The following is a 20,151-nucleotide window of genomic DNA, read 5'->3' as shown; positions in this document are numbered from 1 at the left end:
GGGCCGCCCCGCAAGCCCGCGGGCCGCTGCACCCGGGCCGGGGCGCGCTTCACGGGACCTTCACCGGCGACCGGGAGAGGGGCGGTGAGGTTCACCACGTCGTCGGGAGCGGCACGTAGGGCTCGGTGCTCGGCTGGACGCCCTCGTGCTCGAGGGTGAAGCCCATGATCTCGCTGAACACCGGCGCCGCGACGACGCCGCCGAAGATCGACGAGTGCGGGTTCTTGAGGAAGACCGACACGGTGTACCGGGGGTCGTCCGCGGGCGCGACGCCGATGAACGACGCCATGATCCCGGACAGCCGCCCGTCCTCGCCCGCCGCCTCCGCGGTGCCGGTCTTGCCCGCGACGCGGTAGCCGGGGACCGAGGCGCTCGATCCGGTGCCCTCCTCCACGACGGACTCCATCATGTGCAGCACCGTGTCCGCCGTCTCCTGCGACACGACGCGCTCCGGCGCCGGGCGCTCCGCGGGCACGAGCTCGCCGCGCTCGTCCGTCGTCCCGGCGACGATGCTGGGCGTCGTGCGGACCCCGCCGTTCGCGATCGTCGAGAAGACGCTCGTCGCCTGGATGGCGTTGACCGACACGCTCTGGCCGAAGAGCACGGCGTACTCCGTGCGGCCGTCCCACGAGTCCGCCGGGTGCAGGATGCCCGCCGACTCGCCGGGCAGCCCGAGGCCGGACTTCTGCCCGAAGCCGAACTTGCGCAGGTAGTCGTAGCGGACCTGCTTGGGGATCTTCTCGCCGACCTGGACCGTGCCCGTGTTCGACGACTCCGCGAGGATGCCCGCGAGCGTCAGGCGCTCGACGGGGTGGTCGTGCGAGTCCTTGAACGTCTGACCGTTCGGGGTCGTGTAGCGGTCGGGCACCTCGAACCGCGACCCGGCGTCCGCGTGGCCGCCCTCGATGGCCGCCGCCATCGTGATGACCTTGCCCGTCGACCCGGGGTCGAACACGTTCGCGACGGCACGGCTCGGGCGGGCGACGGCGTCCGTCGAGCGGTCGTTCGGGTTCACCGTGCCCGAGTCCGCGAGCGCGAGCACCTCGCCCGTGCGGACGTCCTGCACGACGGCGATCGCGTACTCCGCGCCGGTCTCGCTCACCGCCCGGTCGATCGCGTCCTGCGCCTTCCACTGCACGTCGCGCACGGTCGTGAGGCGCACGTTCAGGCCGGGCACCGCCTCGACGACGTCGCACCGTCCCGTCGGGATGAGCTGTCCGCCGAGCCCTGCCTCGCACCGGCGCGAGCCCGGCGTCCCGGCCAGGACGTCGTCGTACGACGCCTCGATGCCGCCCCCGCCCGTCTGCTCGTCGTTGACGAAGCCCACGAGGTTGCCGGCGACCGTGCCCGCCGGGTACGTGCGCTCGCTCGTCATCGTCGTGCTGACGAACGCGGACAGGCGCAGGTCGGCGATCTGACGCTGCACCTCGGGCGTGACGTCCTTCTCCAGGACGAGGTACCGGGACGTGCCAACGAGGTCGGCCGCCAGCTCGACCGCGGACCGGTCGAGGATCGGGGCGAGCAGCTTCGCGACGCCGACCGCGCCGCCCTCCTCGAGCGGCTCGCCGTTGACGAGGTCCCCGGAACGGGGCTCGAAGCTCGCGATCGCCTGGAGGTCGGCCGCGACGGTGTACCGGTCCACCGAGGTCGCGAGCACCACGCCGTCGGCGTCCGTGATGTCGCCGCGGTGCGCGATCGTCGTCGAGCTGCGCGTGCGGTCGTTCTGGGCCTCGGCCGCGAGCGCGGGCCCGCGGAGCACCTGGACGTTGACGAGCTGCGCGATGAACACCGCGGTGATCACGCCCGCCACGACGATGAGCCAGCGCTGCCGACGCTCGGGCCGGCCCGGCTCGCGGGTCCCCCGGGCCGGACGGGACGGCGGGCGGCCGGCGCCGCGCGGCGCGCGCGACACCGGGGCGCGCCCCGACGTGCTGCGCGTGGTCGACGTGCGACCGGACGTGGTGCGCGCCGTCGAGGCACGACCGGACGTGGCGCGCGCCGAGGTGGTGCCCGTCGAGGCGGCGCGCGCGGGCGCGGGACCACCGGAGCGAGCACCCGCGGCCCGACCGGCGGACGCAGCACGGCCCCCCGAGGAGGCCCGGGAGGCCGCGGTGGCGGGACGGGGACGCGGGGTGCCCGCCGCCGGTCGTGACCGGCCGGTGCGCCCGGCGCCCGTGCCCTGCGTCACTCCCCCGCCCCCTCCTGCGCCACGCCGAGCACCGTGCCGTCGGACAGCCGGACCATCGCCGGGTCCTGCGCCTCGACCATGCCGAGCCCGCGTGCGGTCTCCGGCAGCGCCGTCTTCTGCTCGGCGACCTGCAGCTGCAGGCTCTGCGTGTCCTGGGCCACGCGGCTCACCTCCCGGCGCAGCTCCGACATCTCGTAGGAGTTGCGCGCCATCGTCGTGTTCACCAGGAGAGCACACAGGAGCGCGGCGCCGAGGATCGACATGCAGACGACGAGGAACGGGACCTTGGAGCGCGCCTGCAGCGGCGCCCGGACGAGCTCGAGACGCGAGCGCAGCGCCCGCTCGGACGCGCCGCCCGGCAGGGCGGTCAGCGACGGGCGCGGTGCGGGCGCCGGCCGGGCCGGGCGCGGGAGCGGGCGGGCGGCGGTCGACCTCTGTGCGCTCATCGTGTCGTCTCCCCCGGGTCGTGCGGTCGGTCGGTCGGTCGGTGGCCGGGCGCCGGCGAGCGGCGAGCGGCGGACGGGCGGCGGTGCGGCGGTGTCGGGCGGGTGCGCTCGGCGGCACGCAGGCGCACGGACGCGGACCGCGGGTTCGTCTCGCGCTCCCCGGCCGGCGCCTCCTCGGCCCCCCGGGTCAGCAGCTGCAGGTACGGCTCGTCCTGCTCGGGCACGACCGGCAGGCCGGCGGGCGCGCTGATCGTCGCGCCGGCGGCGAGCACGCGCTTGACGATGCGGTCCTCGAGCGAGTGGTACGACTCGACGACGATGCGCCCGCCCACGGCGAGCACGTCCACCGCGGCGGGGACCGCGCGCTCGAGGACCTCGAGCTCGCCGTTCACCTCGATGCGCAGCGCCTGGAACGTGCGCTTGGCGGGGTTGCCGCCCGTCGTGCGGGTGGCCGCCGGGATCGACGCGCGGACGAGGTCGACGAGGTCCGCGCTGCGCTCCCACGGCTGCTGCTCGCGCCGGCGCACCACGGCCCGCGCGATCCGCTGGGCGAACCGCTCCTCGCCGTAGTCGCGCAGGATCCGGGTGAGCGCGCGCTCGTCGTACGTGTTGAGCACGTCCGCGGCCGTGAGACCCACGGTCGGGTCCATGCGCATGTCGAGCGGGGCGTCCTGCGCGTAGGAGAACCCGCGCTCCGTCTCGTCGATCTGGAGCGAGGAGACGCCGAGGTCCATGAGCACGCCCTGGACCGGTGCGCCGACCACGTCCGCGACGACGTCCTCGATCTCGTCGTACACGGCGTGCACGGCGCGGAAGCGGTCGCCGAACCGGGCGAGCCGGCGCGACGCGCGGTCGATCGCCTCGGGGTCGCGGTCGATGCCGACCACGCGCGCCGTCGGCACCTGCTCCAGGACGGCCTCCGTGTGGCCGCCCATGCCGAGCGTGCAGTCGACGAGCACGGAGCCCGGCTCGCCGAGCGCGGGCGCGAGCAGGTCGACGCAGCGCTGGAGGAGGACCGGGACGTGCCGCTCGGCGGCGTCGTCGGGGGTGCTCGTCACGTCCTCCTCCTCTCCCTGCTGGTCGTCGTGCTCCGGTGCTGCTGCTGGTCGTGCTGTGCTGCGGGCCCCGTACGGTCAGGTCTCCCTCCGCGTCCTTTCTGGCGCCGGGGAAGTGCGCCAGACCGGGCGGGAGGAGGCCTCACCGTGCGGGGCCGGGGGTGCTCGGCCCTAGAAGCGCAGGTCCGGGAACACCTCCTCCGCGGTGTCGGAGTACGCCGACTCCTGCTCCGCGAGGTACGTCTCCCACGCCTGCGCGTCCCAGATCTCGACGCGCGTGCCGGCGCCGATCACAGCGACGTCGCGGTCGAGCCCCGCGTACGCCCGCAGGGGCGCGGGGATCGAGACACGTCCCTGCTTGTCCGGGATCTCGTCGCTCGCCCCCGAGAGGAAGACGCGCAGGTAGTCCCGGGCCTGCTTGCTCGTCACCGGCGCCTGCCGGATCTGGTCGTACATGCGCCGGAACTCGTCCATCGGCAGCAGGAACAGACAGCGCTCCTGCCCCCGCGTCATGACGAGACCCGGTGCGAGCCGCGACCGGAACTTCGCGGGGAGGATGAGCCTCCCCTTGTCGTCCAGACGCGGCGTGAAGGTGCCCAGGAGCAGGCCGGAGGAACCGCCGAGCACGTCGTCCACGAAGCCGGACATGCACCTGGCACCTCCCCTCCTGCTCCCTTCTGCTCCACGGTACTCCACTTCCCTCCACCGCTCTCGGCGAAACTCACGGGTTTCACCCGTCTTCGCAGGATCTCCGCAGGTCAGACGGGCTGGAGCGCGGTGGAGGGGAGGACTCCCCAGGGCGCGTCGCGGCCGCGTCCGGCGGGGCCGCCGTCGGGCGGCGACCGCTTCCGGGAGCCGTCCGGCGGGTCCTGGGCGGCGGCGCCCGGTGCCCGTGGAGGGAGAGGGAGGGGCACGGGCCGGTCGGGACGGCCCGCGCCACCGGGTCGGGGTCGGCGGACCTCCCACCGTCTACTAGGCTCTTCCCACCCGCGGTCTCGCCGGTCCGCGGCCCTGCGCCACCGACGACGGAGGTCCCCGTGCTCCCCGACATCGCCCCTGTCGCGCCCTCCGACGAGCCCGGGTCAGGTCGCCTCGCCGGTCTCGACGAGCTGGTCGAGACCACCGGACGGATCCGCTCCGGCATCGAGTCCGTAGTCACCGGGCGGCCGGACCTCGTGACCGTCACCGTCGCCGTCCTCCTGGCGCAGGGTCACCTCCTCGTCGAGGACGTCCCCGGCGTCGGCAAGACGACGCTCGCCAAGGCGCTGGCCCGCACGATCGACTGCAAGGTCGGCCGCATCCAGTTCACGCCCGACCTCCTGCCGAGCGACCTCACCGGCGTCAACATCTACCGCGCCGCGAACCACGAGTTCGAGTTCCGGCCCGGCCCCGTCTTCTCCAACATCGTCATCGGCGACGAGATCAACCGCGCCTCCCCCAAGACGCAGTCGGCGCTCCTGGAGTGCATGGAGGAGGGCCAGACGACGGTCGACGGCACGACCCACATGCTCCCGAGCCCGTTCCTCGTCGTCGCGACCCAGAACCCGGTCGAGATGGAGGGCACCTACCCGCTCCCCGAGGCCCAGCGCGACCGCTTCATGGCACGGCTGACCGTGGGGTACCCCGACGTCGACGCCGAGCTGCGGATGCTCGACCGCCAGGAGTCGGACAACCCGCTCGCGCACCTGCGGCCGGTGACCACCGGGGCGGACGTGCTGCGGTTCGCCGAGGTCGCGCGCTCGGTCCACGCGTCCACGGCCGTCAAGCGCTACGTCCTCGCGCTCGTCACCGGGACGCGCGAGCACCCGGGCCTGCGCCTCGGCGCCTCCCCCCGCACGACGCTCCAGCTCCTGCGCGCGGCGAAGGCCCTGGCCGCGATGGCGGGGCGCGACCACGTCCTCCCCGACGACGTGCAGTACCTCGCGGTGCCCGTGCTCGCGCACCGGCTCGTCGTCACCACCGAGGCACGGCTCTCGGGCCAGGACGCCGAGGCCGTCGTCGCGTCCCTCGTGGCGCAGACGCCGATCCCCGCGCTGGACGCGACCGAGCGACGCTGACGTGCGCGGCCCGTCGTTCCTCGCGCGGCTCCGGCGCAGGACCAGGAGCCTCGCCAGCGCGCGCCCGACCCGCCGCGGCACCGTGGTCCTCGGTGCGGGCGCCGCGCTCGTGGTGCTCGGCGTCACGCTCGGCCTGCCGGACCTCGTCGGGCTCGGCGCGGCGGGGCTCCTCGCCGTGGGGGCCGCGTGGTGCTGGATGGCGGCCCGGCGCATCGACCGGGGGCGCGGCGCGCTGCACGTGACGCGCCGGGTGCAGCCCAACCCCGCCGTGCGCGGCCAGCTCACGACCGCGCGCCTGACCGTCGCGGCGGCGCGCACGACGTCGTCGACGGCCTCCACGCTCGCACGCCTGCGCATCAGCGAGCAGGCCGCGCACGAGCTGTCCGACCAGGGCTCGTTGCGCGCGCAGGTCGCGACGGTCGGCGACCACATCGCCGTGCGGTACCGCCTGCGGCCGCTGCGCCGCGGCCGGTGGCCGCTCGGCCCGCTCCTCACGACGCGGACCGACCTGTTCGGCCTCGTCAGCGCGACGCAGGAGCTCGGCGACCCGACGGCCGTGGCCGTCTGGCCGCGCACCGTCGAGCTGCCCGTGCGCGGGAGCCGCGCGTTCGGCGAGCACGAGCGCTCGACCTCCGGCGCCCGGCTCGCGTCGAGCGACGACTCGGTCCTGCGCGACTACGTCGCCGGTGACGACCCCCGCCGCGTGCACTGGGTCAGCGCCGCGCGCCGCGGCCAGCTCATGGTGCGCTCCGACGAGAGCGCGGGCCTGCCGCCCGTGACGGTGCTCCTCGACCGCGGCCTCCTGCCCCACCCCGAGCTCGCCGCGTCGAGCCCGCGCGCGCTGGCCGACGGCGAGTGGGCCGTCGAGTGCGCCGCGTCGATCGGGGTGTCCCTGCTCCAGGCGGGGCACCCCGTCCGCCTCGTCCCCACGTCGCTCGCCGCGGTGGTCCCCGGCACCGGCTTCCGGGTCAACCGGTCCGGCGAGGGCCCGGCCGACCTGCTCGACGCGACGGTCGACCTGCACGGGCACCAGGTCGTGGCGGACGCCGACCGCTCCGTCGTCACGACCTCCGAGGCGCTGCGCCGCGACCGCCGCCCGGGCGAGATCACCCTCGCCGTGCTCGGCCCGCTCGGCTCCGTGGCCCGGCACACCGTCGCCGCGATGGCCGGGGACGGCGTCCACCGCGCGCTCGTGGTGAGCACCCGCCCGTGGGCCCCCGAGCACGCGGACGCCGTCGAGACGGTCGCCGCGCTCCGCTCGACGGGGTGGCACGCCGCGCTCGTCGACCCGTCCGTGTCGCTCGAGCACGCCTGGACCCTGCTCGCGGAAGGCTCACGATGACCGCACCCCGACCGGGAACCTCGGACTCCGCGGGCCTGCGCGTGCTCGCGACGAGCGCGCTCGTCGCCACCGCGGTCGTCGCGTCCGCGTACGCGCTGGGGAGCGTCGTCGGGCCGGGCGGCTGGACGGGCACGGTCGTGCGCGTCGTCGTCGTCCTCGCGCTCGTCACCGGCCTCAGCCGCTGGGCGCTCGAGCGGAGCCACGCGGCGCGCGGCGAGGTGCTCGCCCCGCCGGCGGCGCTCCTGCCGTCGCTCGCCGGGCTCGTCGTCGGGCTGTGGGCCCTGCTCGGGCTGTACGGCGGGCCGACGGACCGGTTCTCGCTCCTCATCGGCCTGTCCAACGTCGACCGCGTCCTGTCCCGCCTGGGCACCGCGCGCGACCTCACGCTCGCGGAGGTCGCCCCGATCGACCCCAGCCTGCCCATCGCGCTCCTGGCGGTCGGCGGCGCGGTCGTGGTGTTCGTCGTCGCCGACCTCATGGCCGGCGGGCTGCGGCTCGGCGCGGGGGTCGCGCTGCCGCTCCTCGCCCTGTGGGTGCCCGGGCTCGTCATCGTCGGCGAGATCCCGCCGCTCGCGTTCGTCGTGACCGTCACCGCGCTCGTGCTGCTCCTCGCCGTGGACAACCCGCACCGCGCCGTCCGCCGCGGGGCGTCCGCGCGACGCCCGGAGGACCGCGCCGCCGGAGGCCTGCGTGCCGCGGGCGCGCTCGTCGTGGCCGTCGCCGTCGCGGTCACCGCCCTCGGGCTCGGGTCGGCGAGCGCCTCGCTCCCCGAGGTGGCGTCGGCGTCGTGGTCGCGCCTGTTCTCCTCGACCGGCCAGACGGTCCGGCTCTCCGACGACCTGGACATGCGGCGCGACCTCGCCGAGCGGTCCGCCGAGGTCGTCCTGCGCTACCGGACCGACGGCGAGAACGTCGGTCCCCTGCGCGTCTTCACGCTCACGGGGTTCGACGGCACCAACTGGCGCCGCGGCGCCGACCGCGACGGCACCCCCATCGACGGCGGCGAGCAGGTCCTGTGGCCCGACGACCCGGGCGCCACCGGGGACCCGACGTCGCTGCGCGTCACGCTCGAGTCGCTGCGCGACACCAAGCTGCCCCTCCCGACCGAGCCGCGCGCCGTCGGCATCGACGGCGACTGGGCGTACGACGACGTGCGCGACGAGGTGCTCGGCGAGCAGCCGACGGGCGCGGGCACGTCCTACGAGGTCACGGTCTTCCCGCGGCCGCTCGACGCCGACGCGTTGCGCGGCGCCAGCGGCGCGGACCCGGACGACCCCAACTACCTCGACGTGCCCGCGACGGAGCACGAGCAGGACATCCGCGACCTCGCGACGTCCGTCGTCGACGGCGCGACGACGCGCTACGACCAGGCGCTCGCGCTGCAGACCTACTTCCGCGACATCTCGCAGTTCACGTACTCCACCGAGGTGCCGCCGGGCGCCTCGGGCGACGCCGTCTGGGACTTCCTCCAGGACCGGACGGGCTACTGCGTCCAGTTCGCGACGTCGATGACAATGATGGCCCGCACGCTCGGCATCCCCGCACGGCTGGGCGTCGGGTTCCTCCCGGGCGAGCGCGTCGACGACTCCAGCTACAAGGTCACGGGCCGCGACTCCCACGCGTGGCCCGAGCTGTACTTCCCGGGGCAGGGCTGGGTCCGGTTCGAGCCGACGCCCGCGCAGCAGACCGGCCCGACGCCGCGGTGGGCGACCCCGGTCGCCGTCACGCCCGGCGGCCCGGCGGACCCGGGGAACGTCCCGACGCCGGACGCCAGCACGGCCGCGCCGTCGGCGCCGGTGACGCCGGCACCCACCGCCCCGGGGGCCGGCGGCACGACGGGCGGCACGCAGGAGGACTCCACCTCGTGGCCGCTGGTCGTGGGCGTGGCGCTGCTCGTCGCGGCGGCGCTCGCCGCAGGGCTGTGGTTCGTGCTGCGCCGAAGCACCGAGGCGGAGAGCCTGCGGGACGCCGAGGACGCGTGGGCCGAGCTCGTGGCACGGCTCGGTGCGCTGGAGGTGCGGTGGCCGTCGTCCACGACGCCGCGCCGCGTGCCCGCCGTCGTCGTCGCGACCCTGCAGGCGCGACGCGGGGCGGATGCCGGGGACGAGGACCTGGCCGAGACGCTCACGGCCCTCGCGTCGGCGCTCGAGGCGGAGCGCTACGCCCCGCGTCCGCGCGAGACGGTCACCCCGGAGCGCCTCCAGGCACTCGTCGACGCCGCCGTCGAGGGGATCGAGAGGTCGCTCAGCGACCGTCCTGCTCGCGCCGACGGTCCCAGCGCTCTTCGAGCCGGCTGAGGAACGGCTTCCGCGACGTCCTGCTCGCTGCGGCCGGCCGGACGGTGCCGTCGGCCTCGACGGTGCCGACCGGTCCCTTGCGGGAGGCGCGCGGTGCCTGGAAGACCAGCACGACGCCGGCGAACATGAGGACGAAGCCGATGACGCCGAGCCAGGTCTGCGAGAGCGCGGCGCCCAGCACCAGCAGGAGCAGCCCTCCCACGACGCCGACACCGGCCAGGACGTAGCGCAGCGCAGAGCGACGTCGAGGGGCCTGGAGCGTGTTCGCCAACCGCGGATCGTCCGAGGTGAGCGCGCGCTCCATCTGCTCCAAGACCCGCTGCTCGTACTCAGACAGAGGCATGAGCACCCCGATTCTCCACGGTGGTCGTGTGACACCCTCAGGATAGATCGACATCCGCGGGGGTGGTAGTCGAGCGGGCCCGGGCGGGCCCCATCGCGATGGATCTCACCCCGAAACGGCCGCGGACGGCGTCGACGGCCTCCTCCGCGCGCCGTCGGACGGCGTTCGTCTCCACCACGGCCTCCTCGAGCGTGGGCTGGACGACGGCCTCCGCGCGCGGCTCGAGACCTTCCGCACGCACCCCCACGAGCCGGACCGCGAGCCCTCGCAGGTCCACCCCCGCGACGAGCTCACGCGCGACGAGGTAGATCTCGCGCGCGACGTCCGTCGGGGCGCCGAGCGTGCGGGCGCGCGTGACGGTCCGGAAGTCGCTCGTGCGGACCTTCACGCTCACCGTGCGGGCGACGAGGCCCTGGTGCCGGAGCCGCCCGGCGCACCGGTCGGCGAGCTCGAGCACGCGCGCCTGCACGGCGGCGAGGTCGCGCAGGTCGTGCTCGAACGTCGTCTCCGCGCCGATGCTCCGCTCCGAGCGCTCCGGCTGGACGGGGCGCGGGTCGCGACCCCACGCGAGGTCGTGCAGGTGCGCCCCGGAGACCTTGCCGACCGCCGCCTGGAGGGACGCCACGTCGGTGTCGGCGAGCTCGGCGACCGTCCGGATGCCCCACTGCGCGAGGACGGCCTCCGTGCGCTCGCCCACACCCCACAGCGCCCCGACCGGCAGGGTGCGCAGGAACGGCACCGTCGCCGCGGCGGGCACGAGCAGCATGCCGTCGGGCTTGGCGTGCGTGGACGCGAGCTTCGCGACGAACTTCGTGGTCGCGATCCCGACCGAGCACGTGATCCCGTGGTCCGCCTGGACCCGACGCCGCAGCGCGGCCGCGATCCGCGTGGGCGGCCCGAGACGGCGCCGCGCGCCGCTCACGTCGAGGAACGCCTCGTCGACGCTCACCTGCTCCACGAGCGCGGTGATCTCCCCGAGCGCGACCATGACCGAGCGCGAGACCTCGTGGTACCGCGCGTGGTCCGGCGGCACGACGACCGCCTGCGGGCACAGCCGGCGCGCGGTCGTCATGGGCATCGCCGAGTGGACGCCGAACGCGCGCGCCTCGTAGGTGGCGGCCAGGACGACGCCCCGCTCGGCACCGCCGACGATGACCGGTCGCCCGACGAGCTGGGGACGCCGCGCGAGCTCGACCGAGGCGAAGAACGCGTCCATGTCGACGTGCAGGATCGAGCAGCCGCTCTCGTCGTCCCCCCAGTCCCGGCGGACGACGGCACGAGGACCCCGGCTCATCGGGTGCTCACCGTGCCCGCGGGCCGACCGGCCGGGTCGTCACGACGCCACCGTCCGCAGCCCCGGCAGCCGGACGAAGCCGGCGTCCGGGTCGACGAGCATCGCGACCTCGTCGCGGAAGTCCTCGGCGCACGCGACGAGCTCGTCGGCGCGACGCGGGTCGACCTCGTCGAACCGCCCGGCGTCCACGGCGGCACGGACGCGCGCACCGCTCGCGAAGTACACCGACCACGCGGCGAGCGCGGGCTCGGCGTCCGCGAGCTGCTCCCACACCGAGCGGGCGCGCCCACGGCGCACGGGGCGCGCACGGAGCGCGACGACCGCGGCGGCTGCCCGCAGCGCGCCGAGGTGGGCGTGGACGAACCGCTCCCCCGCGTCCTGCGCGAGCGCCGCAGCGACGAGCTCCGCGTCCGCGCGGGCGAGCAGCCGCCGGACCTCGGCGGGAACCACGACCTGCGCCCTCGCGCCTGCTTCGTTCGACATCGCGCACCTCCTGCTCCACTATCGAACACCTGTTCGATCCTGTCAACGTGCCGGACGCCGGCAGCCCGTACCGTGGGGCACATGGCTCGCCGTACCTCCCGACGCCCTCCAGGGTCCTCCGCACCACCCACACCGCCCCGGCGTCGGGGCCACGCGCGTGGCGGGCCTGCGGCGTCCGACCTCCCGGACGAGCCAGTCGCGACCACGACGGGCACGGCGCGCGTCGAGCGCGACCCCGACCGCCCGTCGGCGGTCACCCTCTACGTCAACGGGGTGCCGAGCTCGTACCTCGACCTGGACGACCCCGGGATGCTCGCGTTCGAGTACATGCAGCAGATGGCCGCGGTGGTCGACGAGCTGCACCCCGGGCCCGTGCGTGCGCTGCACCTCGGCGCTGCCGGGTGCAGCCTGCCGCGCTGGGTCGAGCACACCCGCCCCGGCTCGACGCAGCTCGGGGTCGACCTCGACGCGCGCCTCCTGGAGCTCGTGCGCGCCTGGTTCGACCTGCCGCGCTCCCCGCGGCTGCGGCTGCGGCCCGACGACGCCCGGCACGCGGTGGAAGGGCTCGCCGACGCGTCGTTCGACGTCGTGGTCCGGGACGTCTTCCACGGCGACCGCACGCCCGACCACCTCGTGACCCTCGGCATGGCCGAGGAGGTGCGGCGCGTCCTGCGACCGGGGGGCGTCTACCTGGTCAACTGCGCGGACCGGCCGCCCCTCGCGTCGGTGCGGCGCGAGCTCGCGACGCTCGCCGCCGCGTTCGGGGGCGGCACGGGCGACGGCGCCGTGGAGGAGGGGCGTGTCGCAGCGATCGCCGAGCCGGCACAGCTCAAGGGCCGCCGGTACGGGAACGTGGTGCTCGCCGCGGTCGCGCCGGGCGGTGCCGAGCCTGCCCTGACCGGCCCGGGCCTCGCGCGCACCGTGCGCTCGCTGGCCGTGCCGGCGCGCGTCCTCGTGGGGAGCGAGCTGCGGACCTTCGTCGGCCCGGCGGCGCCCCTCCCGGACCCCGCGCCCGCGGACCCCGGGTCCGCCGACCCCACGTTCGAGGGGCCCGCTCCCGGGGACGCCACCACCGCGCGTCCGGCGCCCGACGAGCACGCGCGGGCGACGCGCGAGGGCTGACACGCCAGGAGCCGCGCCCCCGGGAGGGGACGCGGCTCCTGCGCTGCTGCTACGACCGGGCGACCCGACCGCAGGACGTCGTGGACGTCAGAGCGGGCGGACCTTCTCCGCCTGCGGGCCCTTCGGCCCCTGGGTGATCTCGAACTCGACCCGCTGCGCCTCGTCGAGCGTGCGGTACCCGTTCGACTCGATCGCCGAGTAGTGCACGAAGACGTCGGCACCGCCGCCGTCCTGCGCGATGAAGCCGTAGCCCTTCTCGGCGTTGAACCACTTCACAGAACCCTGCGCCATGCTGTTCCTCTGACCTTCTGTCCATCCGGGGACATCAGCAGGCGGACCCTTCGTCCACCCCCGTGCGCCGCAATGCCATGTCCCACGTCCTTCGCCGGCGTCCCGGCCGTGTGCGGCCGGCAGGCCCGACGCCGGACCGCCCCGCCGGGCGGACCCACGTACCGGCCCTGCACCGGGTCGTGCGCAAGTACGTCACTGCAACGGGTCACAGTGTGGCATGGACCACGTCAGGTCCGCCATGGAGAACGAGCCCTCTCGTGCTGATTTTTCGGCACATACTCCCCGGCGGGGCCGAGCGCGCCGTCACTCCCCCGACTGCTGCGCGAGGAAGCGCTCGAACTCCGCGCCGAGCTCGTCGGCCGTGGGGATCGGGGCCGACTCGGCGAGCAGGCTCGTGCGCCCGACCGAGCGGGCGAAGGCGTCGTACTGCTCCTCGAGCGCCCGGACCACCGCCGCGACCTCCTCGGAGTCGCGCACCTGGCGCTCGACCTCGGTCTTCGCGTCCTGGACCGCCTCCGCGAGGCCGCCCGTGGCGAGGTCGAGACCCGTCACGCGCTGGACGTGCTCGAGCGCGACGACCGCCGCGGGCGGGTACGACGACTGGGCGAGGTAGTGCGGCACGTGCACGGTGTAGCCGACGGCGTCGTGGCCGGCGCGCCCGAGCCGCAGCTCGAGCAGCGCGGCGAGGCTGGCCGGGACCTTGACCGTCCCGAACCACGACGTGTGCTCGCCGAGCAGCTCGGGGCGCGTGGCGTGCGCCGTCACCGAGAGCGGCCGCGTGTGCGGGATGCCCATCGGGATGCCGTGGAAGCCCACGACGAGCGAGACGCCCAGACGCTCGACGACGTCGCGCACCGCGGCGACCACGCGCTCCCACTGGACGTCCGGCTCGGCGCCGTGCAGCAGCAGGAAGCCGGTGCCCTCGGCGTCGCGCACGTGGTCGACGACGAGGTACGGCTCGTCGTAGTCGGACCAGCGGTCCGTGCTGAAGGTCATCGTGGCCCGCTTCGAGCGGTAGTCGATCAGCTGGTCGGCGTCGAACGTCACCAGGCGGGTGACCTCGCCGATCTCCAGCAGGTGGTCGACGGCCACCTCTCCCGCGCTGCCCGCGTCGACGAACCCCGCGACCGCGTGCAGCAGCACCGGCCCAGAGCCCGCCTCGGGCGGCGTGGGCCACAGGCGCGCCACGGCCTGCTCGTCGAGCTCGTAGATCCCGCGAGGGTCCAGCATGCATCCTCCTCGTCACGTCCTTCGCCCGTGCGCCGCCGGTGGCGCGCTCCGGGCCTGACGAGGTAACGCGACCCGGGCCGGGGATCATTCCCGGCCGGGCTGCGCCGGCAGTCAGCGACCGGGGAGGCGCACCACGGAGACGAAGAAGTCGTCGATCTGCCGCACGACGTCGATGAAGCGGTCGAAGTCGACCGGCTTGGTGACGTAGGCGTTGGCGTGCAGCGAGTAGCTGCGCACCACGTCCTCCTCGGCCTCCGACGTCGTGAGCACGACGACGGGGATCTTGCGCAGCGCGTCGTCGGCCTTGAGCTCGGCGAGGACCTCGCGCCCGTCCATCCGGGGCAGGTTGAGGTCGAGGAGGATGAGGTCGGGCGTCGGGGCGCCCGCGTGCTCGCCCTCCTTGCGCAGGAACTGCAGCGCGCTCACGCCGTCGGACACCACCGAGAGGCGGTTGGTGACCTTGTGGTCCTCGAACGCCTCGCGGGTCATGAGCACGTCGCCCGGGTCGTCCTCCACCAGGAGGACGTCGATCGGCTTGCTGCCGTGGCTCATGCGGGGCTCTCCTCGTCGTCGGGGCGCGCGGGGGCCGGAGCGTCCGGACCGGCGCCGCCGGGGTCGGAGCGAGCGTAGCCGACCTGCGCCTGCACGTAGGCGTGGGCGAGCGTGAAGCGGATGGTCGTCCCGCCCTCGCGCGGCTCGATCCAGATGCGTCCGCCGTGGTACTCGACGATGCGCTTGCACAACGCGAGGCCGATGCCCGTGCCCTCGTACACGTCCTTGGCGTGCAGGCGCTGGAAGATGACGAACACGCGGTCGGCGTACTGCGCGTCGATGCCGATCCCGTTGTCCTCGACCGACAGCTCCCAGTGGGTGTCGCGCGCGAGCACGCCCACGTGCACGGCGGGCGCCCGGTCCGGGTGGCGGAACTTCAGCGCGTTGCCGACGAGGTTCGCGAGGAGCTGGCGCAGGAGCGCCTGCTCCCCCACGACGACGGGGAGCGGGTCGTGCGTGACGCGCGCCCCGGACTCCGCGATCTTGTCGGAGAAGTCCTCGAGCACGCCCCGGAGCTCGTCCTCGAGGTCGACGTCGACGCGCTCGGTGCCCGTCCGGCCGACGCGGGAGAACCCGAGCAGGTCCTGGATGAGGCGCTGCATGCGCTTCGCGCCGTCGACCGCGAAGTCGATGTACTGGTCGGCGCGGTCGTCGAGCTCGCCCCCGTAGCGCTTCTTGAGGAGCTGCGTGAAGCTCGCGACCTTGCGCAGCGGCTCCTGGAGGTCGTGCGAGGCGACGTACGCGAACTGCTCCAGGTCGCGGTTCGAGCGCTCCAGCTCGCGCGCCTGCTCGGCGAGCAGCTCGTGCGAGCGCGCCGCGTCCTCGTGCGACGCCTTGATCTCCGCGACCTGGCTGACGAGCTCGACGCGCATGTGCTCGACGTCCTGCGCGAGGTCCGCGATCTCGGCGGGCCCGGACGTGACGACCGGCTCGTCGAGGCTCCCGGAGCTCACGCGCCGCACGCGATGCGCGAGCTCGGCCATGGGTTCGGTGACCCAGCGCTTGAGGCAGACCCACAGGATGATGCCGACCGCGAGCGCCGAGCCGACGAGGACGAGGACGCTCCCGAACAGGGCGCGGCTCCACCGGTCGAGCGCGTCGAGGCGTTCGACGCGCTCGTCGCGCAGCTCGTCGACGTACTGCGCGGTGTCGGCGCGCGCCGCCGCGAAGAGCTCGGCGCCGCGCGCCTGGTCGACGGCGCGCACGCGCCCCGGGCCCTGGGCCTCGGTGGTCGCGATGGCGGGCTCGGCCGCCTCGGAGACCCAGGCGCGCACCGAGGACTCGGCCTGGGCGAGCGTCCCGGCGAGCTCGTCGTCGAGGCCGAGACGGTCGACGAGCGCGGCGTCGGGGACGACGCCCTCGGCGTCGACGCCCACCGCGCGCGTGTAGGCCTCGAGCGCGGTCGCGTCGCCCGTGGCGACGTACGCGCGCACCGCGACCTCGGCGTCGAGCAGGCCGACGTACGCGCCGTCCGCCTCGCTCACCGCGTCGAAGAACGGCCCGGTCACGTCGGTCTGGAGGGTGAGGACGCGCGACAGCGCGATCGCGGAGGTCGCGAGCACGCCGAGGAGGATCACCCCGGCGACGACGAGCGCCCAGCCGAGGCGCCGACGCAGCGTCGGGGCGCGACGCTCGCCCGCGCGCCTGCGGTCGCCGGCGGCGCTCACCGGGCCCACTCGTCCGAGTCCGCGAGGGTGGCCGACCGCTCGCCCGGCGAGGTGCCGTCGCCGTCCCACCCGAGCACGAGGAGGGCCGCGTCGTCCGCGAGGGGGCCGCCGTGGAGGTCGCGCACGCGACGGAAGACCCGCTCGACGACGCCCTCGACGCCCTGCTCCAGCGCGCTGTCGACGGCGCGGCGCAGGCCGTCGACCCCGACGCGCTCGGGGCGGGTCCGTGCGTCGCCCGCCCCGGCTCCCGCGACGGTCGCCTCGACGAGGCCGTCGGTGTAGAGCATGAGGGCCCAGCGCTCGCCGAGCTCGACCGGCTGCGACGTCCAGCCGCCCGCGACCGGGATGCCCAGGGCGCGGCCGCGCGACGTCGGCGTGATCTCCGACGCCGTGTCGCGCAGCAGCAGCGGCGCGAGGTGGCCCGCGAGGTAGACCTCGGCGCTGCGTCGGTCCGCGGAGACGACGACCTGGCACAGCGTGACGAAGACCTCCGGGCGCGCGCGCTCGGGCACGAGCACACGCTCGAGCAGCGGCAGGATCGCCTCCGGCTGGGTCTCGCTGAGGACGATGGTGCGCCAGGCCGTGCGCAGCGTCGCGCCGAGCGCGGCCTCGTCCGGGCCGTGCCCCGCGACGTCCCCGATGACGCACAGGACCGTCCCGTCCGGGCGCTCGACCGCGTCGAAGAAGTCGCCGCCGAGCAGGCCGTTGCCGCCCGGCACGTAGCCGACCATGACGTCGAGGCGGTCGTCCTGCACGAGCGGGGTCGGCAGGAGCGCACGCTCGAGGCGCGCCGTCTCTGCCGCGCGGACCTCGCTGCGGTACAGCGCGCGCTGCTGCTCGACGGACATGCGGCGCTGGACCGCGTAGCGCACGGACCGCCCGAGCAGGTCGCCGTCGACCTCCCCCTTGACGAGGTAGTCGTCGGCGCCCGCGGCGACCGCCTGCACGCCGAGGTCGATGCCCGAGTGGCCGGTCAGGACGACGAGCGCCGGCGGCCGCGACCCCGCGCGCACGCGCTCGACGGCGGACAGTCCCACGGAGTCGGGCAGGCCCAGGTCCAGCAGCACGCAGTCGACGTCGTGGGAGACGACCATCTCGAGGGCACCGTCCAGGGTCGTCGCACGGTGCAGCTCGACCTTGAGGTTGCCGTCGGCCAGCAGCTCCTCGACGAGGATCGCGTCCCCGTCGTCGTCCTCCACGAGCAGGATCCGGAGCTCGTCCGTCGGGGCCAGCACGGCGCGCCCCGGGCGCGCCTGGTCCGGTCCGGCGGCGTCGTCGCCGCGCGCGGAGGGTCGGCCCGGGGCTCGACGCTCGCTCCCGGTCACGACGCCCGCTCCCCTCTGGTCGCCATGGGCCACGATCCTAGCCGCAGGCGCGCGTCCGGCCCGGTCACGGCGCCGGGACGCGCCGGTCGTCGGTCCCCGGGACGGTCGTCGTACGCCATAATGGACGGCCGCGCGGGCGGCGCGGCGCCGGTCGAGGAAGGGACAGCGTGGGACGCAACGACGAGCTCCGGCTCGAGCAGGAGGTCGTGGACACCCTCTACGCGCGCCTCGACGAGCTGCGGGCGGCCGCCCGGGCACGCCTCGACGAGGTCCGGCGGTCCGGCCCGTCGGGCTCGCCGCAGAACCGCAGCGAGCGCGACGCGTTCGCGACGCTGTACGAGGACCGTGTCGCGCAGCTCGACGCGGTCGAGGACCGCCTCGCGTTCGGCCGCCTCGACCTCGACGACGGCACCCTGCGCTACGTCGGGCGCATCGGCCTCACCGACGAAGAGCACTCGAGCCTCCTCACGGACTGGCGCGCGCCCGCCGCCCAGGCGTTCTACCGCGCGACGGCGGCCCACCCGGACGGCGTCGTGCGCCGTCGGCACCTCGTGACGCGCGGTCGTGCCGTGACGGGACTCGAGGACGAGCTCCTCGACCTCGACGCCCCCGAGGCCGTGACGGGCACGACGCTCTCGGGCGAGGGCGCGCTGCTCGCCGCGATGGCCGCGGGCCGCACGGGACGCATGGGCGACATCGTCGCCACGATCCAGTCGGAGCAGGACGCGATCATCCGCTCCGAGCTCGCGGGGGCGCTCGTCGTCCAGGGCGGGCCCGGCACGGGGAAGACGGCGGTCGCGCTGCACCGCGCGGCCTACCTGCTGTACGCGCACCGGCGGCTGCTGGAGCGCTCGGGCGTGCTGCTCGTCGGCCCCAGCCTCTCCTTCCTGCGCTACATCGACCAGGTGCTGCCGTCGCTCGGCGAGACCGGCGTCGTGAGCACGACCATCGCCGACCTCCTGCCCGGCATCGTCGCCGACGGTGAGGAGGACCCGCGCGTCGCGCGCGTCAAGGGTCGGGCGGTCATGGCCCGTGCGGTGCGCCGGGCCGTGCGCGCACGCGAGCGCGTGCCCGCGGCCGACGTGCCGGTCCGGCTCGACGGCCACGACCTCGTCATCCGCCGCCGCGACGTGCGCGACGCCATCGCGAAGGCGCGGCGCACCCACAAGCCGCACAACCTCGCGCGCGTCACGTTCGTCCGCGAGATGCTCTCGCGCCTCGTCGAGCAGTACGGGCGCCAGCTCGGCGAGCCCCTCGTCGGCGAGGACCGCGCGCTCGCGCTGGAGGACCTGCGCTCCCACCGCGACGTGCGCGTCGCGCTCAACCTCGCCTGGCTGCCGCTCACGCCCGAGCGCCTCGTCGAGGACCTGTGGACCAAGCCGCACCGGCTCGCCGAGGCCGCGCCCGAGCTCTCCCCCGAGGACCGACGGCTCCTCGAGCGGGCGAAGGGTGCACCGTGGACCCCCGCGGACGTGCCGCTCCTCGACGAGGCGGCGGAGCTCCTCGGCGAGGACGACCAGGCGGAGCGGGCCGAGGCCGCCGCGCGCGCGGCGCAGCGCGCGCAGGACCTCGAGTACGCGCGGCAGGTGCTCGAGTCGTCCGGTGCGGGCGGCGGGATCGTCGGGGCCGACGTGCTCGCCGAGCGGTTCGCCGCGAGCGGCCCCCGCCTGACCACCGCCGAGCGCGCCGCGCAGGACCGCACGTGGACCTACGGCCACGTCGTGGTCGACGAGGCGCAGGAGCTGTCCGCCATGGCGTGGCGCATGCTCGTGCGCCGGTGCCCGACGCGGTCGTTCACGGTGGTCGGCGACGTCGCCCAGACGTCCTCGCTCGCGGGCGCCCGGTCGTGGAAGGGCATGCTCGACCCGGTCTTCCGCGACGCGTGGCGGCTCGCCGAGCTCACGGTCAACTACCGCACCCCGGCCTCCGTCGCGGACGCGGCCCGACGCGCGGCCGTCGCGGCCGGCCTCCCGGTCTCGCCGCTCACGTCCGCGCGCGACGTCGAGGACGCCCTGCGCGTGGTCGAGGTGGCACCGGGCGCGCTGGAGGCACGCGTCCGGGCCGAGGCCGAGGCCGCGCGCGCCGAGTTCGTCGCCGCGGAGTCCGGCCGCGTCGCCGTCGTCGCGGCCGCGCCCGCGGTCCCCGCGCTGCGGGCCGCGCTCGGGCTCGCCGACGCGGGCGGCGAGGACCCGGTCGTCGTGCTCGACCCGGTGCAGGTCAAGGGGCTGGAGTTCGACGCCGTGGTGCTGGTCGAGCCCTCCGACGTCGCGACCGGGCCCTCGGGCCCGTCCGACCTGTACGTCGCCATGACGCGGCCGACCCAGCGCCTCGTCGTCGTGCACGCGCGCCCGCTGCCCGCAGGCGTCGCCCCCGCGCCGTCGGACGACGCACGGGGCGCCCGAGCCTGACAGCGGTCGCGTCCGGGCGCGGGGTCACCTCGTCCCGAGGGTCAAGACCCG

The 20,151-nt window shown here is 75.4% G+C and carries 17 protein-coding genes; 5 read left to right on the top strand and 12 right to left on the bottom strand.

Features of this window, described 5'->3' with window-relative positions; translation table 11 throughout:
* Positions 1 to 91 precede the first annotated feature (91 nt).
* From ACPCUX_RS09420 to mraZ, 4 genes are all read right to left on the bottom strand, one after another.
* Positions 92 to 1,801 (bottom strand): peptidoglycan D,D-transpeptidase FtsI family protein, encoded by a 1,710-nt coding sequence (locus tag ACPCUX_RS09420; protein WP_253705850.1) that lies wholly within the window; start codon positions 1,799 to 1,801, stop codon positions 92 to 94.
* Between the two features lie 383 nt (positions 1,802 to 2,184).
* Positions 2,185 to 2,634, bottom strand: a complete 450-nt coding sequence (locus ACPCUX_RS09415; protein WP_074810049.1) for a hypothetical protein — start codon at positions 2,632 to 2,634, stop codon at positions 2,185 to 2,187.
* Entirely contained in the window at positions 2,631 to 3,692 is a 1,062-nt protein-coding gene (gene rsmH / locus ACPCUX_RS09410; protein WP_423388608.1) for a 16S rRNA (cytosine(1402)-N(4))-methyltransferase RsmH, read from the bottom strand. Before rsmH ends, ACPCUX_RS09415 begins: the two co-directional genes overlap by 4 nt.
* A gap of 168 nt (positions 3,693 to 3,860) precedes the next feature.
* The gene (gene mraZ / locus ACPCUX_RS09405; RefSeq protein ID WP_031316739.1) at positions 3,861 to 4,295 is read right to left on the bottom strand and encodes a division/cell wall cluster transcriptional repressor MraZ; all 435 of its coding nucleotides are present in this window, start codon (positions 4,293 to 4,295) and stop codon (positions 3,861 to 3,863) included.
* Between the two features lie 443 nt (positions 4,296 to 4,738).
* On the opposite strand from mraZ, the gene ACPCUX_RS09400 reads away from it, so the two are divergent.
* The 3 genes from ACPCUX_RS09400 to ACPCUX_RS09390 are packed head-to-tail and all read left to right on the top strand — an operon-like array spanning position 4,739 to position 9,385.
* Positions 4,739 to 5,746, top strand: coding sequence for an AAA family ATPase (locus tag ACPCUX_RS09400; RefSeq protein ID WP_034655085.1), 1,008 nt, complete (start codon positions 4,739 to 4,741; stop codon positions 5,744 to 5,746).
* 1 nt (position 5,747) lies between these two features.
* Positions 5,748 to 7,088, top strand: coding sequence for a DUF58 domain-containing protein (locus ACPCUX_RS09395; RefSeq protein WP_423388607.1), 1,341 nt, complete (start codon positions 5,748 to 5,750; stop codon positions 7,086 to 7,088).
* Positions 7,085 to 9,385, top strand: a complete 2,301-nt coding sequence (locus ACPCUX_RS09390; RefSeq protein ID WP_423388606.1) for a transglutaminase TgpA family protein — start codon at positions 7,085 to 7,087, stop codon at positions 9,383 to 9,385. The genes ACPCUX_RS09395 and ACPCUX_RS09390 overlap by 4 nt, the downstream gene beginning before the upstream one ends.
* Here ACPCUX_RS09390 and ACPCUX_RS09385 read toward each other — a convergent pair.
* Genes ACPCUX_RS09385 through ACPCUX_RS09375 form a run of 3 tightly spaced genes read right to left on the bottom strand, consistent with a single transcriptional unit; the run spans position 9,333 to position 11,505 of the window.
* Positions 9,333 to 9,728 carry a DUF3040 domain-containing protein gene (locus ACPCUX_RS09385; protein ID WP_031316425.1) on the bottom strand — a complete coding sequence of 132 codons (396 nt, stop codon included), beginning with the start codon at positions 9,726 to 9,728 and terminating at the stop codon, positions 9,333 to 9,335. The genes ACPCUX_RS09390 and ACPCUX_RS09385 overlap by 53 nt on opposite strands.
* A gap of 37 nt (positions 9,729 to 9,765) precedes the next feature.
* Positions 9,766 to 11,022 (bottom strand): DNA polymerase IV, encoded by a 1,257-nt coding sequence (locus ACPCUX_RS09380; RefSeq protein WP_423388605.1) that lies wholly within the window; start codon positions 11,020 to 11,022, stop codon positions 9,766 to 9,768.
* 39 nt (positions 11,023 to 11,061) lie between these two features.
* Complete coding sequence (locus ACPCUX_RS09375; protein ID WP_034655077.1) at positions 11,062 to 11,505, bottom strand: SAV_6107 family HEPN domain-containing protein; 444 nt, start codon at positions 11,503 to 11,505, stop codon at positions 11,062 to 11,064.
* Between the two features lie 273 nt (positions 11,506 to 11,778).
* Between ACPCUX_RS09375 and ACPCUX_RS09370 the strand changes: the two genes are divergently transcribed.
* On the top strand, positions 11,779 to 12,627 hold the full coding sequence (locus ACPCUX_RS09370) for a spermidine synthase (protein ID WP_423388604.1): 849 nt from the start codon (positions 11,779 to 11,781) through the stop codon (positions 12,625 to 12,627).
* 87 nt (positions 12,628 to 12,714) lie between these two features.
* On the opposite strand, the gene ACPCUX_RS09365 is transcribed toward ACPCUX_RS09370, so the two are convergent.
* From ACPCUX_RS09365 to ACPCUX_RS09345, 5 genes are all read right to left on the bottom strand, one after another.
* Positions 12,715 to 12,918 (bottom strand): cold-shock protein, encoded by a 204-nt coding sequence (locus ACPCUX_RS09365; protein ID WP_034655075.1) that lies wholly within the window; start codon positions 12,916 to 12,918, stop codon positions 12,715 to 12,717.
* 303 nt (positions 12,919 to 13,221) lie between these two features.
* Positions 13,222 to 14,148: a proteasome assembly chaperone family protein gene (locus ACPCUX_RS09360; protein WP_034655073.1), complete on the bottom strand. Its 927-nt coding sequence runs from the start codon at positions 14,146 to 14,148 to the stop codon at positions 13,222 to 13,224.
* Between the two features lie 111 nt (positions 14,149 to 14,259).
* Entirely contained in the window at positions 14,260 to 14,700 is a 441-nt protein-coding gene (locus ACPCUX_RS09355) for a response regulator (protein ID WP_021482350.1), read from the bottom strand.
* Positions 14,697 to 16,367 (bottom strand): sensor histidine kinase, encoded by a 1,671-nt coding sequence (locus ACPCUX_RS09350; RefSeq protein WP_171467787.1) that lies wholly within the window; start codon positions 16,365 to 16,367, stop codon positions 14,697 to 14,699. Before ACPCUX_RS09350 ends, ACPCUX_RS09355 begins: the two co-directional genes overlap by 4 nt.
* Entirely contained in the window at positions 16,364 to 17,692 is a 1,329-nt protein-coding gene (locus ACPCUX_RS09345) for a PP2C family protein-serine/threonine phosphatase (RefSeq protein WP_371810604.1), read from the bottom strand. Before ACPCUX_RS09345 ends, ACPCUX_RS09350 begins: the two co-directional genes overlap by 4 nt.
* 167 nt (positions 17,693 to 17,859) lie before the next feature.
* Here ACPCUX_RS09345 and ACPCUX_RS09340 point away from each other — a divergent pair, with 167 nt between their 5' ends.
* Positions 17,860 to 20,100: a HelD family protein gene (locus tag ACPCUX_RS09340; protein ID WP_423388603.1), complete on the top strand. Its 2,241-nt coding sequence runs from the start codon at positions 17,860 to 17,862 to the stop codon at positions 20,098 to 20,100.
* The last annotated feature ends 51 nt before the right edge of the window (positions 20,101 to 20,151 follow it).

The sequence above is a fragment of the Cellulosimicrobium sp. AB352 genome, assembly GCF_049538415.1.
In the GTDB taxonomy this organism is placed as follows: Bacteria; Actinomycetota; Actinomycetes; order Actinomycetales; family Cellulomonadaceae; genus Cellulosimicrobium; species Cellulosimicrobium funkei.
This window is presented reverse-complemented; position numbering and strand designations above follow the sequence as displayed.

Bases quoted from the DNA above. Each gene is read 5' to 3' on its own strand.
- ACPCUX_RS09355 (WP_021482350.1), bottom strand. From the start codon at position 14,700: ATGAGCCACGGCAGCAAGCCGATCGACGTCCTCCTGGTGGAGGACGAC.
- ACPCUX_RS09360 (WP_034655073.1), bottom strand. From the start codon at position 14,148: ATGCTGGACCCTCGCGGGATCTACGAGCTCGACGAGCAGGCCGTGGCG.
- ACPCUX_RS09375 (WP_034655077.1), bottom strand. From the start codon at position 11,505: ATGTCGAACGAAGCAGGCGCGAGGGCGCAGGTCGTGGTTCCCGCCGAG.
- ACPCUX_RS09365 (WP_034655075.1), bottom strand. From the start codon at position 12,918: ATGGCGCAGGGTTCTGTGAAGTGGTTCAACGCCGAGAAGGGCTACGGC.
- ACPCUX_RS09385 (WP_031316425.1), bottom strand. From the start codon at position 9,728: ATGCCTCTGTCTGAGTACGAGCAGCGGGTCTTGGAGCAGATGGAGCGC.
- ACPCUX_RS09415 (WP_074810049.1), bottom strand. From the start codon at position 2,634: ATGAGCGCACAGAGGTCGACCGCCGCCCGCCCGCTCCCGCGCCCGGCC.
- ACPCUX_RS09390 (WP_423388606.1), top strand. From the start codon at position 7,085: ATGACCGCACCCCGACCGGGAACCTCGGACTCCGCGGGCCTGCGCGTG.
- ACPCUX_RS09380 (WP_423388605.1), bottom strand. From the start codon at position 11,022: ATGAGCCGGGGTCCTCGTGCCGTCGTCCGCCGGGACTGGGGGGACGAC.